The organism is Pantoea sp. (assembly GCF_039594315.1).
Lineage (GTDB): Bacteria > Pseudomonadota > Gammaproteobacteria > Enterobacterales > Enterobacteriaceae > Pantoea.
Genome location: NZ_JBCNNP010000001.1, coordinates 101003 through 115356, shown reverse-complemented (window position 1 = coordinate 115356; position 14354 = coordinate 101003). Strand labels below are relative to the sequence as shown.

General features: G+C 50.4%; 14 protein-coding genes. 8 read left to right on the top strand and 6 right to left on the bottom strand.

Going from position 1 to position 14354, the window contains the following annotated elements:
- Position 1: 1 nt before the first annotated feature.
- The 4 genes from ABDW13_RS00515 (at position 2) to ABDW13_RS00500 (ending at position 3130) form a co-directional block, all read left to right on the top strand.
- Positions 2–925, top strand: coding sequence for an amino acid ABC transporter permease (locus tag ABDW13_RS00515; RefSeq protein WP_343550413.1), 924 nt, complete (start codon positions 2–4; stop codon positions 923–925).
- Positions 909–1703, top strand: a complete 795-nt coding sequence (locus tag ABDW13_RS00510; protein ID WP_343550412.1) for an amino acid ABC transporter ATP-binding protein — start codon at positions 909–911, stop codon at positions 1701–1703. Before ABDW13_RS00515 ends, ABDW13_RS00510 begins: the two co-directional genes overlap by 17 nt.
- Positions 1703–2605 carry an ABC transporter substrate-binding protein gene (locus ABDW13_RS00505; RefSeq protein ID WP_343550411.1) on the top strand — a complete coding sequence of 301 codons (903 nt, stop codon included), beginning with the start codon at positions 1703–1705 and terminating at the stop codon, positions 2603–2605. Before ABDW13_RS00510 ends, ABDW13_RS00505 begins: the two co-directional genes overlap by 1 nt.
- A 234-nt stretch (positions 2606–2839) precedes the next feature.
- The gene (locus tag ABDW13_RS00500) at positions 2840–3130 is read left to right on the top strand and encodes a hypothetical protein (protein ID WP_343550410.1); all 291 of its coding nucleotides are present in this window, start codon (positions 2840–2842) and stop codon (positions 3128–3130) included.
- Positions 3131–3261: 131 nt separating this feature from the next.
- Here ABDW13_RS00500 and ABDW13_RS00495 read toward each other — a convergent pair whose 3' ends face one another.
- The 4 genes from ABDW13_RS00495 to ABDW13_RS00480 all read right to left on the bottom strand — a co-directional run bounded on the left by ABDW13_RS00495 (position 3262) and on the right by ABDW13_RS00480 (position 7915).
- Complete coding sequence (locus ABDW13_RS00495; RefSeq protein WP_343550409.1) at positions 3262–4608, bottom strand: EAL domain-containing protein; 1347 nt, start codon at positions 4606–4608, stop codon at positions 3262–3264.
- A 297-nt stretch (positions 4609–4905) separates the two neighbouring features.
- Positions 4906–5937, bottom strand: a complete 1032-nt coding sequence (locus ABDW13_RS00490) for a proline racemase family protein (protein ID WP_343550408.1) — start codon at positions 5935–5937, stop codon at positions 4906–4908.
- Between the two features lie 17 nt (positions 5938–5954).
- Positions 5955–6983 (bottom strand): proline racemase family protein, encoded by a 1029-nt coding sequence (locus tag ABDW13_RS00485; protein WP_343550407.1) that lies wholly within the window; start codon positions 6981–6983, stop codon positions 5955–5957.
- 32 nt (positions 6984–7015) lie between these two features.
- The gene (locus tag ABDW13_RS00480; protein ID WP_343550406.1) at positions 7016–7915 is read right to left on the bottom strand and encodes a transporter substrate-binding domain-containing protein; all 900 of its coding nucleotides are present in this window, start codon (positions 7913–7915) and stop codon (positions 7016–7018) included.
- Between the two features lie 247 nt (positions 7916–8162).
- Here ABDW13_RS00480 and ABDW13_RS00475 point away from each other — a divergent pair, with 247 nt between their 5' ends.
- From ABDW13_RS00475 to ABDW13_RS00465, 3 genes are all read left to right on the top strand, one after another.
- Positions 8163–8723, top strand: a complete 561-nt coding sequence (locus ABDW13_RS00475) for a non-canonical purine NTP pyrophosphatase (protein WP_343550405.1) — start codon at positions 8163–8165, stop codon at positions 8721–8723.
- Positions 8720–9514, top strand: a complete 795-nt coding sequence (locus ABDW13_RS00470; RefSeq protein ID WP_008108794.1) for an SIR2 family protein — start codon at positions 8720–8722, stop codon at positions 9512–9514. Before ABDW13_RS00475 ends, ABDW13_RS00470 begins: the two co-directional genes overlap by 4 nt.
- A 73-nt stretch (positions 9515–9587) precedes the next feature.
- Positions 9588–9941: a YebG family protein gene (locus ABDW13_RS00465; protein ID WP_343550404.1), complete on the top strand. Its 354-nt coding sequence runs from the start codon at positions 9588–9590 to the stop codon at positions 9939–9941.
- A gap of 50 nt (positions 9942–9991) precedes the next feature.
- Here the strand turns inward: ABDW13_RS00465 and ABDW13_RS00460 are convergent, their stop codons facing one another.
- Positions 9992–10795, bottom strand: coding sequence for a hypothetical protein (locus ABDW13_RS00460; RefSeq protein ID WP_343550403.1), 804 nt, complete (start codon positions 10793–10795; stop codon positions 9992–9994).
- Between the two features lie 421 nt (positions 10796–11216).
- Here ABDW13_RS00460 and ABDW13_RS00455 point away from each other — a divergent pair, with 421 nt between their 5' ends.
- Positions 11217–13154, top strand: coding sequence for a methyl-accepting chemotaxis protein (locus ABDW13_RS00455; protein WP_343550402.1), 1938 nt, complete (start codon positions 11217–11219; stop codon positions 13152–13154).
- Here the strand turns inward: ABDW13_RS00455 and ABDW13_RS00450 are convergent.
- On the bottom strand, positions 13142–14344 hold the full coding sequence (locus tag ABDW13_RS00450; RefSeq protein WP_343550401.1) for an MFS transporter: 1203 nt from the start codon (positions 14342–14344) through the stop codon (positions 13142–13144). The two genes, ABDW13_RS00455 and ABDW13_RS00450, sit on opposite strands and share 13 nt — an antisense overlap.
- Positions 14345–14354: the final 10 nt, after the last annotated feature.

The following is a 14354-nucleotide window of genomic DNA, read 5'->3' as shown; positions in this document are numbered from 1 at the left end:
GATGAGCGAGCAAAAACGTCTCACCGTGGTGCCGGCACGTTATCCGGCGCGTACCGTTGGCGCACTGGTCGCGCTGTTTATTCTTGCCAGCGTGATTGACTCGATTGCCTTTAACCCGCGCTGGGAATGGGGCGTGTTCGCCAAATGGTTTTTTGATCCGGTGATCCTCAGCGGTTTGGGACAAACATTACTGCTGACGCTGTTTGGTACCGTGCTTAGCCTGATTTTTGGCGGTTTGCTGGCGCTGGCGCGGCTTTCGTCATCGTGGCTGCTTAGCACGCTGGCGTTTGGCTATATCTGGCTGTTCCGCTCGCTGCCGCTAATTGTAGTGCTGATCATTCTGTATAACTTCTCGTATCTGTACGACACGTTATCGCTCGGCATTCCGTTTACCGCGTTGTCGTGGGGACATTTCCAGACGATTAACGTGCTCGGCCAGTTCCCGGCGGCGGTGATCGGTTTGACGCTGGTGCAAAGTGCTTACAGCGCCGAGATCATTCGCGGCGGCTTTTTGGGTGTCGATCACGGCCAATTTGAGGCGGCTTCAGCGCTGGGTTTATCCTCTTCGCGACGCACCTTCCGCATCATTCTGCCGCAGGCGCTGCGCGCGATTATTCCCACCACTTTTAACGAAATCATCAGCCTCGCCAAAGGCACCTCAATGGTTTACGTGCTGGCGATGCCGGAACTGTTTTACACCATCCAGATGATCTACAACCGCACGCAACAGGTGATCCCGCTGCTGATGGTCGGCGCAGCCTGGTATTTGATCATCACCACCGTATTGTCACTGCTGCAACACAGCGTTGAGCGCTGGTTGGCACGCAGCGTCACGCGTGAACCGCAACCGTCGCGCTGGCGTCAATGGCGCAATCGCAGCAACCCATCCGCAACTGAGGAGCTTTCTCATGTCCGAAGCCATTGATTACCGCAATCTGCACAGCACCGGCGCGATCAGTATCACCGGCGTCAGTAAGTCGTTCGGCAAACTCAAAGCGCTGGATGATGTTTCTCTGGAATTAGAACCGGGTTCGGTGACGGTGATCCTTGGGCCATCCGGATCGGGAAAATCGACATTGCTGCGCACCATCAATCATCTGGAGCGAGTGGATAGTGGTTACATCCAAATTGATGGCGACTACATTGGCTATCAACGACGCGGCGACAAGCTGTATGAACTGAAAGAGCAGGCGATCTTGCGCCAGCGCATCAACGTGGGCTACGTGTTCCAAAACTTTAATCTGTTTCCGCATTTAACCGTACTGGAGAACCTGATTGAAGCGCCGATTGCCCATCGCCAGTTGTCGCGCCGGGAGGCGATTGAACGCGCCGGTGAGTTGCTGGATGTGGTGGGTTTACGCCACAAAGCCGATGCGTGGCCGCGCCATTTATCGGGTGGACAACAGCAGCGTATCGCCATTGCGCGCGCGTTAATGTTGAATCCACGCGTGATGCTGTTTGATGAACCGACCTCGGCGCTTGATCCTGAGCTGGTGGGCGAAGTGCTGGACGTGATCAAAAAGCTGGCGCGTTCCGGCACCACGCTGGTGATCGTCACGCATGAAGTCGGTTTTGCGCGTGAAGTGGCGGACAACGTGGTGTTTATGGTCGATGGCCGCATTGTGGAGCAGGGCAGCAGTTATCAAGTGCTGAATCAACCGCGCCATGAGCGCACCAAACGTTTTCTGGCGCGGGTGCTGTAATGAAGCAAATGATTATTACGGCGATGTTCACGCTGATTTTTGCTGCGCCAACTTTGGCGGCGGAAAAACTGGATGCGCGGAATAACGAAACGCCGATCACGATTGCGGCTAATCCACAGGCCATCGCCAAAATCCCGCCGGATTTTCATTTCGTCAATCCGGGCTATTTAACCGTCGCCACCTCGGCAAATAATTCGCCGCCGATCGGTTTGTGGGCTTCGGATAATAAAACCTTGATTGGCAGCGATCCGGATATTGCGCGTCTGCTGGCGGATAGCCTTGGTTTGAAGCTGAAACTGGTGCCTGCGGCGTGGGAGGATTGGCCGCTGGGCATTACGGCGGGGCGCTATGACGTGGCGATGTTCAATATCGCGGTAACCGAGGAGCGTAAAAAGAAATTCGATTTCGCCACCTATCGCGCGGATAACCATGCGTTTATGGTGAAAAACGACAGCACCTTGCAGGTCAAAGGGCGCGAGGATATTGCCGGGAAACGCATTATTGTCGGTTCGGGAACCAATCAGGAGAAAATTTTACTCAGCTGGGATGATAAGAATCGCGCGCAAGGATTAGCACCAGTGCAGCCGATTTACCTGAATGATGATGCCGCCGCAACCCTGGCGCTGCTTTCCGGACGGGCCGATGCATCGTTTGGTCCGCAGGCGATGGCGGCTTGGAAAGTGGCTTCCCGCGGGCAAACCAAGATCGTCGGCCATAGCCCGTTCCGCTCGTGGGTGGCGGTGACGACGAAGAAAGGCAACGGCTTGGATGTGGCATTGCAGCAAGCGATTAACGGTGCAATTAGCAGCGGGCAATATAAACAAGTTTTAGCGCGCTGGGGTGAACAGGAAGAAGCAGTTGAAACTTCTCAGGTGAATCCGCCGGGAATTGTTTATCAATAAAATGCAGAGTTAATATTGCGAGAAAGCTCACAAGGTAAAAGTTGTGGGCTTTTTTTATTTCAAAAAAGCGCATGCGCCATCACAAATATTATTAGTGAGTTCATTAATTACCCATTCAATTTGGAAGTATATTGCTTAGGCTGTAAATAAAATTATTTTTGGCTTTGATTATAAAATGATAGGGTGTCCTAAGTTTCAATAACATTCATGCAAAAATATTGTAGAGGTAATGGAATGCATAAGCGGATTATGGAATTAGAGGATTCAATATCATCACTTAGAATTGACATGGCAGTAATCAAGGCCAACTATGCTAGTAAGCTCGATCTTCAGATCGCGAAAAATCAAATTATCCTAAAAGATGTTGGGTGTTCAAGTAAGCAATTACCTTTATCTAATGTCATACCAGTAAAAAATGAAGAGTTTGATCTGCATAAAATGGTGATGGTTCAAGTCAGGTGGGTTGCTGCAAGTCAGCTTTGTGCTATGACATTAGGGATAATCATTCTGAAATACTTCTTTTAGTTAAGGATTTGTTGCCAGAATTCTAAAGCGCACGTATCGTAGCGGCGCGATTTATCGCGTTGTGTTGACCTTTAAAAATCAACGGAACGCGATAAATCGCGCCGCTACAAAATTGTGCGATGATTGAATAATTACTCAACAGATCGCATTTTGCTGCCTTTTTTAATCCACGCTAATGCATCCGTTGCGGGCAAAGGTCGAGCGAAGTGGTAGCCCTGAAACAGGTGACAACCTTTATCACGCAGGTAAGTGAAATACTCTTCACTTTCAATGCCTTCAGCTAATACTTTGATTCCCATTTCGCGCGACAATTCTATGGTCTTCTGCACCACAATCGCTGATGATTCATTTTTGAAAATTTGCATGATCAGCGACTTATCAATCTTAATATCATCAATAGCGAAATCACTGATCGATTTAAGCGATGAATAGCCAACACCGAAATCATCAATCGCCCATTTAATCCCTAACTGGCTAAAGTGATTAATGACATCACCAATACGTTTTTGATCATAAATAAATGTGGTTTCGGTAATTTCAAATTTTAAGCGTTCCGGTCGGATTTTATAGTGCGAAAGCGTCAACAACGTATCATGGGTGAAATCACGATGAATCAGTTGCAGCGGACTGATATTAATTGAAAATACCAAATCACGCAGATTATGTTCACGATCCCAATCCGATATTTGCTGTAAGGTGCGCTCCATCACCCATTTGCCGATATCAATTATCAAGCCACTCTTTTCCGCGACCGGAATAAACACTTCCGGCGAAATGAACCCTTTGGCTGGATGCTTCCAGCGTAATAGTGCCTCAAAGCCAATCAATCTTTTTTCACTATCAACTTGCGGTTGATAATAGAGATCTAACTGTTGCTTTTCGATGGCGTACGAGAGTTCACGCTTGATTAAATCGGTTTCTGAATAATCGCCGCGCGAGGTAAATACGGTGAGGAGTAACGCGACAATGGGCACCAAACAATTAACGATATAGAAGCTAGGTTCTTGCGGGATATTGAGTTGAAAGTTACCGCGCTGCCAGGTTAATCCGGTCGAAATGAAAAACAGATAAACCATTAAACATATGATGGGAAATAGCTTGCTTAAGTAGACAGATTGCTGACGTAGTACCAACGCGGCGCCAATGGTTAAGGCGATCAGGTAATTATATTCAGAGTGCTTGGCCGCAAGATGCCCATTATCTAACAGAAAAAGCAAAACAATACTGAACAGCAATGCATGGGTAATAATATAGAGATTTCTGTTTAAATTGCCGTAAAAGGCAGCAATGACGGTATAAAATCCGAGCGTGGTGGTGAGGCAATAGAGGAAAGCAATACTATCTTGCCCGCTGGCGAGATTGAGTAATGCCATATAAATTCCCGCAACGATGCTGGAAACACCCGCAATCATTAAGGTTAATCGCAGTTTCTTTTCTGGACTGTCACCTTTCAACATGAAAGGTAAATTCTTCACCATAGAATATCTTGAACTAAAATAAGAGATCATCAGTCGTTCTCGTGTTTTTATGTCATATTTATTTAATATTTATCAACGATATATTAGAGTTAAGCCAAGCGACTGTCATAATTGTTTTCGCATTATTTACATATGCGTAAGTTGTTTTAGGATTTGAGATAGGATAGGTCATTTCGTGACGCTGGTAATGAAGATCATGATAATCAGCGTACTTAAGAGAAATAAACAAAATAGTGTGCCAGATACAACTAAGGCAGCCGTATTATCGCGCTGCCTTTTTCAGAATTGGATGAGGCTTTAACTCGGTGCGCGCGCATCGCTGCCGTAGCCGACGCCAAACCCTTCGACAAACGGATCTTGCGGATCAAGCAGGAAAGTGGAATGGGCAATCACATGCGCACGCCCGCGTATTCTGGGAATCACTAAGGTTACGCCATTTACTGTATTTGCACTGGCTAATTCGCCGGTAAAAACGGATCCAATAATACTTTCATGCGGGAATTTTTCCTGTAATTCCAGCTCTCCGCGATAATAACGTTGCGCCATGCGCGCTGACGTTCCGGTGCCGCCGGGCGATCTGTCGACGCCTGATTCACCAAAAAATACCAGATTGCGATAAGTGCCTTGGCTGTTTTTCTCCTCGGTGAATATCACCATTGGCACATGGCAGGTTTGCCCGTTGGTGGGATCAATAATATGCAAATCACGATTAACTGCATCGCGTATTTCGCGCCCCGCAATCACCAATTGTTCAGAAAAAGCAGGCGCAACTTGCATATCCAGCGACTGTGCGGGAATTAACGCGTAATAGTTGCCGCCATAAACAATATCCACCGTGACTTCGCCGAAAGTTGGCAATAGCAATTTCTGCTGCGGCATCACCATATACGATGCCACGTTTTGCAGTGTGACACCTTTTACCACGCCATCGCGTACTTCAACTTCAGCGGTAACGCGTCCGGCTGGCGTATCAAAAATGATATTTGTCAGCGGTTCCGTGGCCGCGATGTAGCCATTTTCGACCATCACCGTTGCCGCGCCGATGGTGCCTGCGCCACACATAATCGGCCATCCTCCGGTTTCGATGAAAACGATGCCAATATCGGCTGCGCTATCACAGGGCGGCATCAGAATACTGCCGCACATTTCAGAGCTGCCGCGCGGTTCGTACATCAGTAGCTTCCTAATGTCATCATGATGGGTTTTCAAATATTCACGTTTTTCGGCGATGGTGGTGCCTGGTGCCGGTTTTACGCCGCCGACCACCACGCGTGCCGGTGCGCCAGCGCTGTGCGCGTCAATCACTGCAAATTGAACCGCTGATTTCATTGTTCACCTCAACGTTATTAAGCGGGGCGCCTGGCATCGGCGGCATAACCCACGCCAAAACCTTCCGGGAAGGTATCTTCGGGATCGACATAGAAGTTACGGATGGCGATCATAAATGCGCGGCCAGTAATCCGCGGTAATACGCATTCGATGCCGTTTACCGTTTCCACCTTCATTAGTTTCCCCTCGAAGCGCGAACCAATAATGCTTTCATGGATAAACGATTCACCGGGTTGCAGTTCGCCACGTGCATACAACTGGGCCATACGCGCCGAGGTACCGGTGCCGCCAGGTGAGCGATCAACGCCCGCTTCGCCAAACAACACCATATTGCGATAAGTGCCGCTGTTGGCTCCGGGCTCGGTGAAAATCAGATTGGGAATCGGCATGATCGCTTCATCCTGATGTTGCACGCTGATGGAATGATTGGTCGCGGCACGGATCTCGCGGCCGACTTTTTTCAGCTGGTCGGCCTGATCAGGACGGATTTGCAGATCGAAACGGCTGGCCGGCACGATGACGTAAAAGTTGCCGCCGTAAGCAATATCAACCTCGACGTCGCCATAGTCCGGAACATGTATTTTATGGTCGCGCACCGCTAAATAAGAGGCGACATTATCCAGGCTGACGCCTTGAACACTGCCATCTTTTATCGCCACCCGTGCGGTGACCAAACCTGCGGGTGTATCAAACACGATTTTGGTTTCAGGTTCTGTGGCTTTAATTAAGCCGCTTTCAATTAACGCGGTGGCCGCACCAATGGTGCCCGCACCGCACATGGTGAGCCAGCCGCCACTTTCAATAAACACAATGCCAATGTCGGCGCGGGGATCGCTGGCGGGCATAATTAAACTGCCGCTCATTTGCGAGCCGCCGCGTGGTTCATACATTAATAGCTTGCGCACGTCGTCATGATGTTGTTGCAGGTAGAGACGTTTCTCGTTGATGGTATTACCGCGCGCCAGCGGGATACCACTTAATACCACGCGCGCTTGTGCGCCAGCCGAATGCATATCGATGGCGTAATAATGAGATTTTGACCGCATTAAACAACCCTTACTTAATTCGGATGAAGGTATTAGAGATACGTCGGCAAGGCATCGCTTTTACGATAAATGGTCGGGTTATCGATCATGCCGTAATCGGTGCCCCATTTTTTATGGATTTCCTGATACTTGCCGCTTTTAATCAGGCTCAAATATGCCGCCTGAATTGCCTTTAACATTTCATCGCTGTATTCGGTGCGTGCCACGGCGGTCGCGCATGGCCCACCACCAATGCGTCCGCTGGGTTCAAACGGCTGGCCGCTGGCGACTAAAGTTAAACCGACTTCACGCCCGGTTAAAACCGCTTCAACGCGATTGCTGGATAGCGCTAATACCGCATCAGACATTTGTGGGAAGGCGGTGACAATCGGTGCCGGTTTGCCTGCTTTGGCACAATGTTCTTTCCCGGCTTGCATGGTCGGTACGCCAGAGGAACCGGCTAAAATAGCGATTTTATGTCCACACACATCATCGAAATTTTGTGGCAAATAAGTGCTGCCTTTATTCACTACAAACGCATCGAAATTACTCCATTCGGTGACGAAATCGGCTACTTCAAGCCGGTCTTTACGCACAAAGAATTCACCCATGCCGATATCGTATTTATTGCTTTGCAGGCCGAGTAAAATTCCAGGGAAATCCATCTGATTAATTTCGACTTTTAATCCCATGGTTTGCGCCACCGCCGTGACCATCTCCGGGATCATGCCGACCTTTTTGCCATCCTGAACGAAGGAGAAGGGCTGATACCGCGACATAGTGGCAACGCGCAATACGCCGCGTTTTTTTATCGCATCGGGGACTAAGGCGACGACTTCAGGCACCGCTTGCACCTGCATTTCTGCGGGCGTTGCGGCGAGAGCCGGTGAAGCCTGAGACAGTGCCAACGTAGCGCCCATCAGCAAGGCGGCAATGCTTTTCTTTGCGGACATAACAACTCCCTTATCGGTGTAAGTTAAGTGTAATATGTAACCGGTAATTAATAACACATTATGAAATGTGTCAATCTTTTCGCGCGCAGAGTGTGAACGAATGAGGAAAGTGCGATGTGGATTGTTCCTACCCAGTTATAAATCCACACGTTAGAATGAAAAAGGCGTTTGAGCGGAATGTGCGGTTATGCAATTCAGTGCTTAAGCACAACGGTTTCTCCAATGATCACTCACTCTTAAGATTGCAATGAAAATACGATTCTTATCTGCAAACGAACTTAAGCTGGCTGAAGTGCGCACCATTCTGGAGCCAGTCGGCGTTGAAGTGTTGCCCATCGCGCGCCGTATCGAAGAAATCCAGACGGAAAATGAAGTCGAGTTGGTACGCGACAAGCTCACCAAAGCGTTTTCTATCATCGGTCGCCCGTTATTTGTCGAACACACCGGATTGTATCTGGATGGCCTGAACGGCTTACCAGCGGGACTGACACGCATTTTCTGGAGCCGACTTAATGCGGAGCGCTTTACTAAGCTGGTCAACGGCTTAGATAGCCCGTGCGTGACGGCGAAAACCGTGTTGGGCTATTGTGACGGGCAAAAAATGTATCAGTTTGAAGGGGAACTGCGCGGCACCATCGCCAAAGAACCAGCCGGGCCACGTGAATTTCAGTGGGATTGCGTGTTCATTCCGGAAGGCCACACGCAAACTTTCGCCGAAATGGGCGAGCTGAAAAACGAGATTTCCATGCGTCGTTTGGCGCTGGATCGCTTCGCCACCTTTCTTAAAACATCGCGGGGATTGGCATGAAACCGGAGCTAAAACGCGCCTATGATGCTGGGAAATTGATCCTGTTTGCTGGCGCGGGGATATCGCGCAATCTGGGCTTGCCGGAGTGGCATGAACTGATTGCGCATCTGGCTAAAGAGTTGGGCTACGACCCGAAAATCTTTAATACCTATGGCACGCATTTGTCGCTGGCGGAATATTACAAACAGCGCAAAGGCTCGCTGGGGCCGCTGCGCAGCTGGATGGATCGTGAATGGCATCGTCCCGATATTGACGTGCGCAGTTCAGAGATTCACACCATGATCACCCAAGGCAATTTTTCGCGCATCTACACCACCAATTACGACCGCTGGCTGGAGATGGCGCATGAAGCGCACAATGTCCCATACAGCAAAGTGGCGAATGCCGCAGATTTGGTGTCATTGACCGAAGATAAACGCCATATCATTAAACTTCATGGCGATTTTGACGATGATACTTCGATCGTTTTAGACGAAAGCAGCTACTTTGAGCGACTCTATTTCGATTCACCGCTGGATATTAAATTGACCCACGATGTGATGGGCAATTCGGTGTTATTTGTCGGCTATAGCATCAGTGATTTTAATATTCGTCTGTTATTCTACCGCCTGACCAAAATGTGGGGCCGCACCGGATTAGCCACCGCCCGTCCAAAATCCTACTTGTTCACTAACCGCAATAACCCGGTGGCGAAAGAGGTGCTAGGACAGTGGGGCATTGAAATGATCGTTTCGGAAGAGGACGATCCGCGCAAAGCGCTGGCGCTGTTCCTGGAAGAATTACTGGCTTAGAGGCAGAAAAGCGTTGCCTGCAAAAGTTGGATTAGAATACACTGTATATAAATACAGTTAACCGAGGTGCATCATGGCAGTCGAAACCAAATATGTTGTAGTCAGAAAGGGTGAAGAGAAGATGACGTTTGCCAATAAAAAAGACGCGGATGCCTGGGACAAAATGCTCGATATGGCAGATGCTTTCACCGATTGGCTGCAACAGCACCAGCCAGAGTTGGATGAAGCGCAGGCCGAAGCATTGGGCATGTTGTTGGCTGAACAAAAAGACGCGGTGCAGCATATTCTGCGTACCAGCAAGTTACCGGATGTGGTGAAAGAAGCGGCGTCAGACGTTGCAGAATCGGTTGCAGCGGCGGCTGAGTCTGAAGGTGAAGCCGAAGAGGCTGCGCCGGAAAAAAAGGTACGCTCGGTTAAAGCGGCCTGATTATTTAATTTATTTGGCTGCGCTGCGGTGCGCAGCCAAATGTTGTTGTTTTATTGCGGGAACAATAAGGTCACATTAAAACGAATGCCCCAATCTTCCGGGCCCACATTATCTGGTGTATGCGCCCAATAACGTAGTCCTCCGCCAAACTGCACCACTTGATCGCCAATTTTTGTCACTTTGCTGACGGTTAAATTAATTGGCACGCTCCATTCGCTCTGCGTCCAGTCATAAGTTGATTCCGTGTTCAGGCCATAGGAAATTGCATCAGCCGTGGTGTACGAGAGAAAAGGCTGGATAAAGGTGGCGTTGACATGCTTGCGATCATTTTGACCGGCGTAATCCCAGATGTGATTCGCCAATGTGCCGAAGGTCCACGGGCCGGATTGTTTTAGCACCACGCCAGTGGGTCCCGCACCCCATTTACGCCCAGATAAGACGCTCTCGCTGCCGGTTGGCAGCAGTAATACCGGACCAAATCCCCAAATCAAACCACTTTCAGTCGGTGCTTTTGGCGAGTAGAAAAAACTCTGCACAATATCGCCAATACCGGTTTGATTTTCTCCCTTTCCAGTGACATCACTCTGTGTTGTGAAGGGCAGAATAGTTCGGCTAATAATATTGGTATCGTTATTGAGGCTTAAAGGCACAACAGGCTGCACATTGAGCAGCGTGCGCGTGCCTTTATTTGGCCCAACATTATCATCCACATTTAATTGAAACGGTACGCTAATTAAATTAGCCACGGGATTGCTGAGTTGTTTTGCTAACCCGGCACTGTCCTCCGCAGCGTAGATTGTCAGCGGACTTAACGTTAAAGACACACACCACCAAGGAAGATTAAGTTTCATCATGAACTCACCTGCAAAGGCCAGAACCGAGGAATTAGGTTGAGTAAGTTTAGTGCCTAATTTGATAACGTGTGCTGCGTTCTCGACCGGGTAATTTTCCAGGCAACCTCATACTTTTGCTCCTGAATGGGCTGAGCTGAATGTAATGGTTATTCGGCTCATATTATGAGCCGAATAATAGCGGCCAATCGGCTCATTACCAGTAAGGTTCGGATAAATGTCGTGATACCGAGCAGTTAAACAATCGAACCCATTAGCGCCGCTACGGAATGTGCGGGAATAACTTTCTGCCAAACCCTACACCTCTGATCAGACCTCCTCAGCCATCAAGTTTCTGCACATCCCGCCGATAGTCTGTTCCAGGATGTACGCGCACAGGGAGTGGTTCTTTTTACCGAAAAGTGTCAACTCCAGGAGCGCCATAATGGCCAAACACGCATCACCTAAAACCATAAGCACCCGCACGCAAATGCTGCTGACGGGCGCCATCACCATCACGCTCGGCTTTGCCGTCACCATCGGCGTACTCAGCTGGCAATCCAGTAACGAACAAAAGTCTCTCGCTGAAAATTATCTGCAACAAATCGCGCAAACTCAGGCGCTGCAAATCCAACATGAACTGAGTTATGCGCGCGATGTGGCGCATAATCTGGGTCATAGCTTGATTGCACTACCCGCGGCGGGCATTCAAGACCGCAAAGTGGCGGATAAAGTGATGGAATCGGCATTACGTGATAATCCCGATTACCTCTCAATCTCGGTGATTTTCCAGGAGAACGCCTTTGATGGCCGCGATGCCGAGTTTTCCACACAGCCCGGTGCGGCACCGAAAGGTCGCTATGCGTTCTTTGTCGATCGCGATCAGTCCGGCAATTTCAAAATGCATCCGTTGGCCTCGATCTTCACGCCAGGTCAGGGCGATTACTATTTATTGCCACAGAAAAGCCAGAAAGACACGCTGATTGAACCTTACAGTTACGCCTACAACGGTGTACCAACGCTGTTAACTTCGGTTGCCGCGCCGATTCTCAGTCAGGGCAAATTGTGGGGCGTAGTGACATCGGATATTTCGCTGGCATCGCTGCAAGAGAAGGTCAACAAAATCAAACCGTGGGAAGGCAGCGGCTATGCGATGTTGCTCTCCAGCGCCGGTAATGTGGTGTCCTATCCAGACAAAAGCCTCACCAGCAAACCGTGGAAGGGCGAAACACACAACTTCAGCACCAGCGTAGCGCAGCAGCATGATGCATTGCTGGGCGAAGATGCGCTGGTGACTTGGCAACCGGTGAAGATTGGCAACAGCGATCAGCAATGGTACCTCGGCGTAGTTGCGCCGGTGAGCAAAGTGATGGCGGCGGCGCATCGTCAGTTGATCAATGCGGTGATCCTGATGGTGATCAGCATCCTAGTGGTGTGTTCGTTGCTCGGCGTGCTGTTCAGCCGCAAAGTGCTGAAGCCAATTGGTGGCGAGCCGCTGGAAGCCGCGACCATTGCGCTGGCGGTGGCCGATGGCAAGCTGGATAACGTGATTACGCTGAAAGCACGTGATAACTGCAGCTTGTTCTATGCGCTGCATACCATGCAAAACCAACTGCGCGACATCGTCGGACAAATTCAGGATGCCAGTTCGTCGGTGCGTCAGGGCGCGGGAGAAATCGCCAGCGGCAACCTCAATCTGGCTTCACGCACCGAGCAGCAGGCCGCCGCGCTGGAGCAAACCGCCGCCAGCATGGAGCAGATCACTGCCACGGTGAAACACAACGCCACCAACGCGCATCAGGCCACCACGCTCACCGATAACGCCACGCGCATCGCCAGCCGTGGCGAAACGCTGGTGGGCGAAGTGGTGCAAACCATGGCGCAGATCGACGACAGCGCGAAGAAAATCGGCGACATCACCGCCATCATCAACAGCATCGCTTTCCAGACCAACATCCTGGCGCTGAACGCGGCGGTTGAAGCCGCGCGTGCTGGTGAACAAGGACGCGGCTTTGCGGTTGTCGCTTCTGAAGTACGTAATCTGGCCCAGCGAAGCGCCAATGCGGTGAAAGAGATTGCGGCGCTGATTGAAGAGTCGAGCCAGCGTGTCGGTAGCGGCGTGCAGCTGGTGCAAGATGCCGGTAAAACCATGCAGGAGATGACGCAGGCGGTTAATTCGGTACGCACCATCATCGGTGAAATCGTCATTGCTTCCGATGAACAGGCGCGCGGCATTAGCCAGGTGACGATCGCGGTCAACGAGATGGACAGCACCACACAGCAAAACGCCGCGCTAGTGCAAGAGATGTCCGCCGCAGCCAGTTCACTGGAAGATCAGGCATCGCAATTAGCCAACACCGTTGGACGTTTTCAATTGAGCTGATAGTTATCTGCTCGGCGGCTGCCCATCCACCACGTAACCAATGCGGCGAAGGCGATAACGGCCAGAACCGCAAAGGTTGCGCGATACGAGTAGGCAGCCGCAATATTCCCGGCTAATGCTGGACTGAGTGACGCGCCAATACCTTGCATCAGCATAATAAATCCCTGACCGGCATTGGTATGTCCGCTCCCTTGCAGGACTTTGACAATATATCCCGGTATCGACACGCCCAGCAGCCCGGCGGCTATCCCATCCAGAATTTGCACCGGCACCATTGAATAGGTGCTGTCGAAAGCCGACGCCATCAGAGCGCGTAATGGCAGTATGAGCAGTGCCAGCGTAATCAGCGTTGCATAGCCGTAACGTGTTGCGTGTTTTGCCGCGAACAATGCAACGGGAATCATCACACACTGTGAAATAACCACTGTTGCCGCCGCATATAGTCCGGGGCTGATTTCCTGGTTATGCATTACCGCAACGCGCAAACTCAGCATCGGTAATAAAGCCGCGTTGCCAAGGTGAAACAGCAGCAACGTTAGCGCAGTGATAATAATCGCCGGATGACGGGCGATTTGGCTCAATCGTGGAAGCGGGCTGTTTGATGAAGCGATTGTCAGCCCTCGTGCAGCAACATCATCGATCTCTGCGCTGCGAATGGCCAATACCGCCATGCCAGCAAGTAGCGCCATTGCCGTCATCAGCACAAAAACGGCGCCGATGCCCCAATACCAAACCGAGGCGCCAGCGATAAGCGCAGCGCTCATGTTTCCAGCGTGATTGAAGGCTTCATTTTTCCCCATTTGATGGCCAAACTTGTCGGGGCCGGTTAAACCCAGCGTAACGCCGGTCAAAATGGGGGCAATTAGTGCCGCAGAGAGTCCGGTGATAACCTGAGACAGCAGCGTTATCCAACCCTGTGGGAAATACCACAACATCAGCGTGGCGCAGGTGATCAAAATGGTGCCAGCCAGCAGTAACGAACGTTTATGGCGTGTTGCATCAGTGGCGACGCCTGCCGGTAATGTTGCAAGCAATCCTGCCAATCCACCCGCTGTCATCACCCAACCAATGTCTGCCGGATTCCAGTGGCGCTCGGTTAAAAAAATGCCGAGAAAGGGGCCAAGACCATCGCGCACGTCAGCCATAAAAAAATTCACCAGGCAAAGTGCCTGGAGCGAACGCAGTTGCATATCAATCCTT

Excerpts from the sequence above, each read along its gene's own strand:
- ABDW13_RS00465 (WP_343550404.1), top strand. The coding sequence starts at position 9,588 with ATGGCAGTCGAAACCAAATATGTTGTAGTCAGAAAGGGTGAAGAGAAG.
- ABDW13_RS00485 (WP_343550407.1), bottom strand. The coding sequence starts at position 6,983 with ATGCGGTCAAAATCTCATTATTACGCCATCGATATGCATTCGGCTGGC.
- ABDW13_RS00480 (WP_343550406.1), bottom strand. The coding sequence starts at position 7,915 with ATGTCCGCAAAGAAAAGCATTGCCGCCTTGCTGATGGGCGCTACGTTG.
- ABDW13_RS00450 (WP_343550401.1), bottom strand. The coding sequence starts at position 14,344 with ATGCAACTGCGTTCGCTCCAGGCACTTTGCCTGGTGAATTTTTTTATG.
- ABDW13_RS00460 (WP_343550403.1), bottom strand. The coding sequence starts at position 10,795 with ATGATGAAACTTAATCTTCCTTGGTGGTGTGTGTCTTTAACGTTAAGT.
- ABDW13_RS00455 (WP_343550402.1), top strand. The coding sequence starts at position 11,217 with ATGGCCAAACACGCATCACCTAAAACCATAAGCACCCGCACGCAAATG.
- ABDW13_RS00500 (WP_343550410.1), top strand. The coding sequence starts at position 2,840 with ATGCATAAGCGGATTATGGAATTAGAGGATTCAATATCATCACTTAGA.
- ABDW13_RS00470 (WP_008108794.1), top strand. The coding sequence starts at position 8,720 with ATGAAACCGGAGCTAAAACGCGCCTATGATGCTGGGAAATTGATCCTG.
- ABDW13_RS00510 (WP_343550412.1), top strand. The coding sequence starts at position 909 with ATGTCCGAAGCCATTGATTACCGCAATCTGCACAGCACCGGCGCGATC.
- ABDW13_RS00490 (WP_343550408.1), bottom strand. The coding sequence starts at position 5,937 with ATGAAATCAGCGGTTCAATTTGCAGTGATTGACGCGCACAGCGCTGGC.
- ABDW13_RS00475 (WP_343550405.1), top strand. The coding sequence starts at position 8,163 with ATGAAAATACGATTCTTATCTGCAAACGAACTTAAGCTGGCTGAAGTG.
- ABDW13_RS00505 (WP_343550411.1), top strand. The coding sequence starts at position 1,703 with ATGAAGCAAATGATTATTACGGCGATGTTCACGCTGATTTTTGCTGCG.
- ABDW13_RS00515 (WP_343550413.1), top strand. The coding sequence starts at position 2 with ATGAGCGAGCAAAAACGTCTCACCGTGGTGCCGGCACGTTATCCGGCG.
- ABDW13_RS00495 (WP_343550409.1), bottom strand. The coding sequence starts at position 4,608 with ATGGTGAAGAATTTACCTTTCATGTTGAAAGGTGACAGTCCAGAAAAG.